This window comes from Candidatus Thermoplasmatota archaeon, from assembly GCA_022848865.1.
Taxonomy (GTDB): Archaea; Thermoplasmatota; Thermoplasmata; order RBG-16-68-12; family JAGMCJ01; genus JAGMCJ01.
This window is the reverse complement of sequence record JAJISE010000063.1, coordinates 1-7,444: the sequence shown is the minus strand read 5'-3', so window position 1 is coordinate 7,444 and position 7,444 is coordinate 1. Positions and strand designations below refer to the sequence as shown.

Below are 7,444 nucleotides of genomic sequence, written 5' to 3'. Positions count from 1 at the left end.
CGGCGATCAGAGTCTTCCCGGTCCCGGTCGCCAGGTGCAGCAGCGCCCGCCGCTCCCCGGCGCGAATGCGCTCCAGGACGGCGCGGATGCACTCACTCTGGTAGGGGCGGAGCCTTATCATCCGCGAACTCTCCTTCCAGGATGACGACGAAGTCCCCGATGCGGGTCTTGATCGAGGCCGGAGCCTTCTCGTCGGGCAGGTGAACGAACCTCGTGCGGGTCTTATCCGGGTCGAACATCAGTATCAAGCAGGTCATGCGATCACTCTCGCGTTTGATCGACGGCGCTTACGCTCCGAAATAAAGAGGGCGGCAGCAGTGGCCACCGCCCGTGGGGGAAGACAGTCCCCGCATATGGTTCGGAGACGGCGTAGTGCGCCTTCAGTCTCAGAGCTCGACGGCTCCAGCGGTCACGTTCCCGGGCCTGTCCGTGGCGTATGCCTCGATGACTGTCCCTGGGAGCTCGTTCTCCTGCGTGGTCGTGTACCGCCACAGCGTGGCGTTGAGCGGGTCCACGTAGGCCTCGCCCTCCTCCACGACCTCGCCGTCCTTCGTGATGGCGACGTGCACGGACACCACTTCGCAGTCATCGACCGCCCGGATGACGATCTCCTCGCCCGGCTGGCCGGTGTATCCGTCGATGCCTATGTCACGCACGTTCGGCGGCCTCAGGTAGTCCCTCATGGCGACGTTGAAGACCGTGAGGGGGCGGCCCTTGATCTCCTTCAAGTAGATCTCCGGCGGTTCCTCGAGCAGCATCACGCCCTTCGCGTACGCATTTGCGTCGAAGAACTTCTCCTGCTGGCTCATCTGTTTCTCGGAGAACTCCCTGTCCTTGGGGAACTTGGGCACGTTCGCCAGATAGGGTATTCCCTTCCATTCTCTTGCGACCACTTGGTCACCCAGCTTTCCTGATGCGAATCGCATCACTACGTTCTTTCTTGTGTCCATTTTTGTACTTCCTTGGTGCCTTGTTCGGGAGTCGCGTCTCGAGGCGCGAGCGATCGTGGCGCTGCTCGGGTCTGCAGGTCTCTTGCAGTTCTTCCGCAGGTTTCTTGTGATGTCCTAGGGACTTACCAGGGACATACTTGCTACATCCTTGCGGGATCCTTGCTCCTTCCTTGCAGGTTCCTTGTAGGTCTCTTGCTGAAACCTTGCTCCTCGCTTGCTCCTCGCTGCTTGTTCCGGCGCTCCAGAGCGCACATTTCGCGAAGTTCCCGTTCTTGTCCGAGGCACTCATGGTTCCTTTCTCTGTTGCACAAGTTATTTAAAGAAATGCCAAACCAATCAGGGCAATCCGCCACATTTCGAGCGATTTCTGACGTTGCGAAATTCGTCATTCCGTGACGGGAACAAATCTCCTTGCCAGACCTTCGAACCCGGGCTTGCGATTCTCGTTTCCACGAGTCCTTTCGCCAGGACGATTATGGATTCCCTGCCCCTCTCGGCCTCCTCCTCAGCGGATAGCCCGCCTCACCGTCGATCACGGCGACGACCCTATGTCTCCGCAGTGCCAGCCTGGCGAAGGTGTCATAGCGGAATAGGACCGATGCGGGTCCGAGCTGACGATCGAACTCCTGGTCATAGAAGGAGCTCGAGTACTCGTCGGGATACTCACGGTCGCTCATCGCCTTCGCGTAGTGGTGCTCGGCGTTGTCGTAGTACTCCAGAGCCCTGCGCGGGTCAAGCTTCTCGAAGATCGCTCCCGCCTCCTCGTACCAGTGACCTTTGTCCCAATTCGTCCTCCAACGTGCGTCTATGTCGCTCTCGTGCTTTTCGACCAACCGAGCCGCCTTCTCAAGATGGGACAGCGCCCTCTCCCTCTCGCCGAGAAGCTCGCAGGCGTGGGAAGCCATGAACTGGTGCATCGACCCGAGCAATTGACCACGAACCTTCCGCATTTCCTCCACTCTCTCGACCCTGTCAACGATATCGAGGAAGTCCAGCAAGACTTCTCTCGACTCTTCAACCCTCCCTTCGTCGATGAGAGCCTCGGCTAGCTTCAGAGAGAGCATCGGGAAGTGGAAGGGCAGCGTAGGGCGCTTCTCCGCCTTCACGAGTCGATTCTTCAGATCCTTCAGCTCTCTGAGCGCGGGCTTAGGGTCGAAGACCGGGAGGTTGAATGCCAGGGAGAAGGGGTAATCCTCTGGAACATGGGTGGCCCTGAGATCGTAGACCTTGCGGTAGCAGTCCATCGCTCTCTCCCGCTCGCCCATGGCCTCCATCAGATTCCCGAGGGTGATGTACAGGACCTCTCCGTTCACGCGCTTCGAGTAGGCCTCGTCAGGATCCTCGGAGGGCATCTCCTCCCACATCTTCTCGACCTCCGCGTAGGCCTCCACCGCTCTGGCGTAGTTCCTCTTTCCCCACCAGAGAGCTCGAGCCTCGTGGATCTTCCTGTTTATCTCGCTCATTCCCTCAGGGTACTGCACGGTATCGCCTCCTCCGCTGTTCAATCTGGGCGCAAGAGATAATCCTTTCGCCAAGACGATCATGATCGCCTTCGAGCCCGAACCGCAGGCGTCGATCGGACGCAGGTCACATCGGCGCGCCCTATCTCCGCTTTCGCATCCCGATGCTCGTGTGTGCGACATACGAGGCGACCCCGGCTCCCACGAGCCCGAGCATCATCGCCAACGCGAAATTCCAGGGTTCAGCTTCCAGGTACCAACCGAAAGCCTCGGCGAAGTAGCCGAGGGGGATCCCCTCCTTCATCAACAGGAACACGATGAAGAGCACCTCGCCCAGGAAGGAGGCGACCATCGCCAGGATTATACCGAGGGTCAACACGCCGCCTGTGACCTTCTTCGCGCCGTAGGCATTGGCGTAGGCGACCGCGAAACCGACGATGAAGCCGAGATAGTAGAAGGTCAGGTTCGTCGCGGCCGAGATCATTCCCCAGAGGAAGGCCATCCCGATCATGGCAAGGATCCCGTAGGTAAGTCCCGTCCCGTAGTCCGGTCCCGTCCGTTCGCGTGCAAATCCCATCCGGACCCGGGTCTCGGGCAGGTCCTCCGTTGCCCTGTGGAGACACGGTCTGCAGAGCATGAAGGGCATGCCGCTCGCGAGAACGGTCCTCTCGACGCCCAGGCCCCCGCACTCCATGCAGACGTTCCCGTAGGGGGGCGTGAGCTCGGCCATGACGTCGATGACGCCGTCGAGCGCCCGCTTGATCTGCGCAGCCTCCGGGCGGTCCTGCCCTTCCCCCATCCCGATCGAGACGCGGCCCGGGTCCACCCTGCCGTTGCCCGCGAGCCCGGCGTCTTCCAGGATGGGCCCGACGTCGAGCCTCTCCCCGACGCGGACATGATCGCCCGCCTGAGGGAACATGACCATCATCTCGGAGTAGTCCGCGTAGTGGTCCGTGAGCGCGGCGGTGAGCTTGACCAGGTAGCCCCTGTACTGACCGAAGGCTGCATTGCCCTCCCGCCTCATCCCCGTGAGGTCCGCGAACTCGCCGATCGCGACCCCTCCTGCGGGCGCGGCCAGGCTCCCCGGTGCGACTGGTATCGGGCTCGCGACCGGGGCCCCGCTGATGAAGCCGATGACGCTGTCGAGCACCTGGATGATCTGTGGAGCCCGGGCCCGGCCCAGCAGTCCCGCCATCTCGATGAATATGTGGTCGGGCATGACCTTGCCCTTGCCCACGAGGCCGGCAGCCCTCACGGCGCGCTTGATCTCGAACATCCTGGCGCGCTCGTAGTCGGCCGCCACGCGGAAGGAGACCGTCAGCCGCCAGTTGTCCAGGATCGCCGAGACCAGTTGGACCGGGTAGCCTCGGTACAGCCCGAAGACGACCTTGTCCCTTCTCTGGAGCCCGGTCAGAAGTGCGAACTCGTCAAGTGTCTTCATCTCCTCCACCCGATCGCACGGCTAGGGCCGTGCAAGCATCTCCTCTGTGCTGGGAATCGCGTTATCTGTTTAAAGACTTCCGTCCGTTCCTGTCGCACTCCTCTGATGCTGGTTGCCAACGGAAGGGTCTGTCGATTGAAGCCCAGTCTGCCATTGTCATCTTTGAGCAAGAGACGTCATCCTTGAGGTTCTCCGTCGGAAAGGATTAAGTGGACGTGTGTTGTTCATTTGATGGTATTAGCAGCGTCGCGTCTTTGAAGGAGTGGATGCGGACGAAGAAGTTGCCGATGCGAGCGATTCTGTGCCTGGGGCAGGTGCCCGGACAGCCCAGGCTTCGCGAGGACAGGCTTTTCCTCCCCGTGGTGGTGGGAACAGCCGTTGTCCTGGCGGTCTTGTTCCTCATATTGGCCGCGCTCCTCGCTGGTCTCATGTTCCGTGAGACCGGTCAATACCGTGGTGTTTGGTTCTCAAATCCCGAGCAGATGAGCGCCACCGAATGGAAGGTCACCGTCACCGTGGTCAATGGACCAGCGGAATCCCATGGATGGGAGGCGATACTTCTGGAGAATGGAACCATCGTCGAAGAGCTGGATCCTATCACCGATGAGCCATCAACTCATCTGACGTTCGTGGATCTGGCTGGACACGGCAAGTTGAGCGCCGGCGATTACTTCCTGGTCGAGTGCGATCCTTCGAGATCCTACGAGCTCGTCATGGTCTGGAGGGACTCTGGTTCCGTATATGGAAGCGAGGCGTGGGAGACGTAGGGCCATCATCTTCAAGAAGCCTCAATCACTGGCCTGCATTCTCTTCCACGTGTTCTATTCCACACAGGTCACGGGGGGCTGGGTCAGAACGAGCAGGACTTGTCCTCGTGACAACCAGGGTCTCCCCACCCCCTCCGCTCCCGAACTCGCCCGCCAGGTCCATGCCTCCGTCGCCTTCACGGAGTTTCGTGAGAGCCTGGAGCAGAGGTTGAAGTACTGCGTAGACGATTACGTTTACAGGCAATAGCATGGTTCAGATCCAAGTGAGGGTGCCAGAGGAAGTGGTCGAAGGGATAGACCGCTGGGTGGCCAAGGGCAGGTTCAGAAGCAGAAGCGATGCGATCAAGACCATTCTCGCCCTGTACGAGGAACGCCAGAGGACCCGGGAGTTCTACAAGATGCTGGTGGAGAGAAGCCGAGAGGCGAGGGAGAAGCCTGAGATCCTCGTGCCTCTTGAGGAAACCGAATGAGTTTCAAGGTCTTCCTTCACCCGAAATCCGCCAGTTCCCCGTCGAAGTTGGACAGGGCGACAAGGAAGAGGATAGAGAGCAAACCAAGGGAATTGGAGACCCACCCGGAGAGAGGCAAGCGATTGAGGTATTCCGATTTCTGGATCCTGAGGATCGGAGACCACAGGGCGATTTACGAGATCGATGAGGAGAAGAACAGGGTGGTCGTGCTGTTCATCGGACACAGAGAGAACGTCTACGATGACTTCTCGAAGCTGTTCTGAGCAGTGAATCGATTGCCCGCGAGAGGCGCACTCGCCAAAACGGTTATGAACGCTCCAGGGCATACTCAGTCCGGGAGGAAGCATGGAGGGAGAACCGCCCGCCAAGGCCAAGAGGACCGTTCCCTGGACGGCGATTCCGTGGATCGCGATGATTGCCGTCCTCGTCGCCCTGGTGCTCCTCCTTCCTTGGTCACCCAATCTGACTCCGGGAACCAGCGTCCTGCTGCCAAATGTCGGCTTCGACGCTCCCGAGGAAGTGAGCGCCAACCAGTGGAGGATCCGGGTCGGCGGTGTCAGCCAGGCAAAGGACCTTTCCCTCTTCAAGGCGGTGCTCCATCGAAACGGTTCCGTGGTCGACGTGATGGAACCGCTGTCCGGGACCCCGACAGCGTCGATTGACTTCGCCGATTGGGATGGGGACGGGAAGCTGACGGGCGGCGACAGCTTCATGATCACCTGCGACCCGAGCGGCTCCTACGAGCTGCATATCTTCTTCGAAGACTACTCGGTCGTGCTGGGCAGCGCCTCTTGGGAGACGTAGACCCTTTCGCCAAAACGATCATGAACGCCTCAAATCCATGTTGGAGACTGTGGATGTCACGCCGAAGCGTGAGCCTGTTGGAGGGACCTTCCCGCCGGTCTGGATGCAACACTCGTCATCAGCATAATGCTTATATCCATTTGCGGATATATCTATCCATACATGAAATACAGCAAGTCACAGGGCATCGTGACGCAGAGAGAGGTCCTGGACGCCGTGGAAGCCTTCTTCAGGGGCAGGGGCCACAAGCTCGCCCGCAGGGTCCGCATCAGGACGTGGACGCCGGACATGATCCTGCTCAGGAGGAAGGAACTCGCAATAGTGGAGGCGAAGGGCTCGCACGGCGACCTCCGCAAGGCGCTGGCGCAGGTCGGTGTATACGCCACGGACGCGACCTATGCCTACCTGGCCGTCCCGGAGGGCAGCCTCACCGCAGAGCTCGAGTCCGCCGCCCGGGCGCTGGGAATTGGTCTCGTCGTCGTCGGGGACGAAGTCAGGATCGCCACCCGCCCGCGGAAGGGCACGCCGAGGGAATTGCTGCTCAGGCGGGTCTCCGGCTCCGCGAGGGAGAAGCCCGAGCCGCCCGCTCCCCGCCGCCTGCCGTACGACCGGGTCCTGAGGCACAAGAGCGTCCTGGACACGCTCTTCTCCGTTCCGGGGAGGAGGTTCACCATCCGCGAGCTCTCCCTCGAGGCGGGGACGCCCTACGCGACCACCTGGCGCCTCGTGCGCGACCTCGTGTCCATGGGCGCGCTGACGTCCGAGAAGGTGGGCCCGAGCACGGTGATATCGACGAACGAGGGCTCGCCGGTCATCAAGGACCTGATGCGCCTGGCATCCCTGGAGCTGTCCCCGTACCGCAGGGTGGCGGAGCGCTTCGCGGAGCTCGTCCGCGAGATCCCGCAGGTGCGCAAGGTCATCCTCTTCGGGAGCGTCGCCGAGGGAAGGGCGGTGGCGGGCAGCGACACCGACGTCGCGATCGTGCTCGACCGGAAATCCAAACCAACCATGGACAGGGCCTACGAGATCGCCTCCGAGCTGCAGGACGAGACAGGCGTAAGCATCGTTCCGATTGCGGTGCTGGTGAAGGAGTTCGAATCGGAGGGGAAGCTCATTCGCGATCTCAAGAGGGGGGATGTGTTGTTTGAGAGAACTCGATGAGGCGGAGGCGTGGCTTGCGGCAGCGGAGAGCACTATCATCGCCGGAGACAGGGGCGGGAGGGCGCGCTACACCACCGCTGTCGCGATGAACATCCACGCCATGATCAGGGCGAACGACGCGCTCACGTCTCGGTACCTCGGTCGCCGCTCGACCCGTCACGAGGAAGCCAGCAGGCTGTTCGGGGAGCTCCTCAAGCAGAACAGGATTCCCGCAAAGTACGCGGGTCTGCGCAACGTCCTGATGAGGGCCGTCTCCGAGAAGTCGGAGTACGACTACAAGGGCACCGAGGTCGGCAGCCGCGTGGCGAAGCGGTGGGTGCGCGAGGCGCGGAGGTTCATCGACGCCGTGAAGGAGATGCTCGGCTGAGCCGCGGGTCCCGCTCACGGTCCT

The 7,444-nt window shown here is 61.2% G+C and carries 11 protein-coding genes; 7 read left to right on the top strand and 4 right to left on the bottom strand.

The genetic code is table 11. The features are described from left to right. Positions 1-92: 92 nt before the first annotated feature. The 4 genes from LN415_09155 to LN415_09140 all read right to left on the bottom strand — a co-directional run bounded on the left by LN415_09155 (position 93) and on the right by LN415_09140 (position 3,851). Positions 93-257, bottom strand: a complete 165-nt coding sequence (locus LN415_09155) for a hypothetical protein (GenBank protein MCJ2557252.1) — start codon at positions 255-257, stop codon at positions 93-95. A gap of 129 nt (positions 258-386) precedes the next feature. Next, entirely contained in the window at positions 387-950 is a 564-nt protein-coding gene (locus tag LN415_09150) for a hypothetical protein (protein MCJ2557251.1), read from the bottom strand. Positions 951-1,423: 473 nt separating this feature from the next. Then, positions 1,424-2,431, bottom strand: coding sequence for a hypothetical protein (locus LN415_09145; protein ID MCJ2557250.1), 1,008 nt, complete (start codon positions 2,429-2,431; stop codon positions 1,424-1,426). Positions 2,432-2,552: 121 nt separating this feature from the next. After that, positions 2,553-3,851 carry a hypothetical protein gene (locus tag LN415_09140; GenBank protein ID MCJ2557249.1) on the bottom strand — a complete coding sequence of 433 codons (1,299 nt, stop codon included), beginning with the start codon at positions 3,849-3,851 and terminating at the stop codon, positions 2,553-2,555. A gap of 266 nt (positions 3,852-4,117) precedes the next feature. Here LN415_09140 and LN415_09135 point away from each other — a divergent pair, with 266 nt between their 5' ends. The 7 genes from LN415_09135 (at position 4,118) to LN415_09105 (ending at position 7,420) form a co-directional block, all read left to right on the top strand. Further along, on the top strand, positions 4,118-4,618 hold the full coding sequence (locus LN415_09135) for a hypothetical protein (protein ID MCJ2557248.1): 501 nt from the start codon (positions 4,118-4,120) through the stop codon (positions 4,616-4,618). Beyond that, on the top strand, positions 4,593-4,865 hold the full coding sequence (locus LN415_09130; protein ID MCJ2557247.1) for a hypothetical protein: 273 nt from the start codon (positions 4,593-4,595) through the stop codon (positions 4,863-4,865). The genes LN415_09135 and LN415_09130 overlap by 26 nt, the downstream gene beginning before the upstream one ends. Before the next feature lies 1 nt (position 4,866). Beyond that, positions 4,867-5,088, top strand: a complete 222-nt coding sequence (locus LN415_09125; protein MCJ2557246.1) for a ribbon-helix-helix domain-containing protein — start codon at positions 4,867-4,869, stop codon at positions 5,086-5,088. Then, positions 5,085-5,351, top strand: coding sequence for a type II toxin-antitoxin system RelE/ParE family toxin (locus LN415_09120; GenBank protein ID MCJ2557245.1), 267 nt, complete (start codon positions 5,085-5,087; stop codon positions 5,349-5,351). The genes LN415_09125 and LN415_09120 overlap by 4 nt, the downstream gene beginning before the upstream one ends. A gap of 82 nt (positions 5,352-5,433) precedes the next feature. Next, on the top strand, positions 5,434-5,892 hold the full coding sequence (locus LN415_09115) for a hypothetical protein (GenBank protein ID MCJ2557244.1): 459 nt from the start codon (positions 5,434-5,436) through the stop codon (positions 5,890-5,892). A gap of 162 nt (positions 5,893-6,054) precedes the next feature. Then, a complete protein-coding gene (locus LN415_09110) occupies positions 6,055-7,053 on the top strand; it encodes a nucleotidyltransferase domain-containing protein (GenBank protein MCJ2557243.1) in 999 nt (332 codons plus the stop codon). Beyond that, entirely contained in the window at positions 7,028-7,420 is a 393-nt protein-coding gene (locus tag LN415_09105; protein ID MCJ2557242.1) for a hypothetical protein, read from the top strand. The genes LN415_09110 and LN415_09105 overlap by 26 nt, the downstream gene beginning before the upstream one ends. The last annotated feature ends 24 nt before the right edge of the window (positions 7,421-7,444 follow it).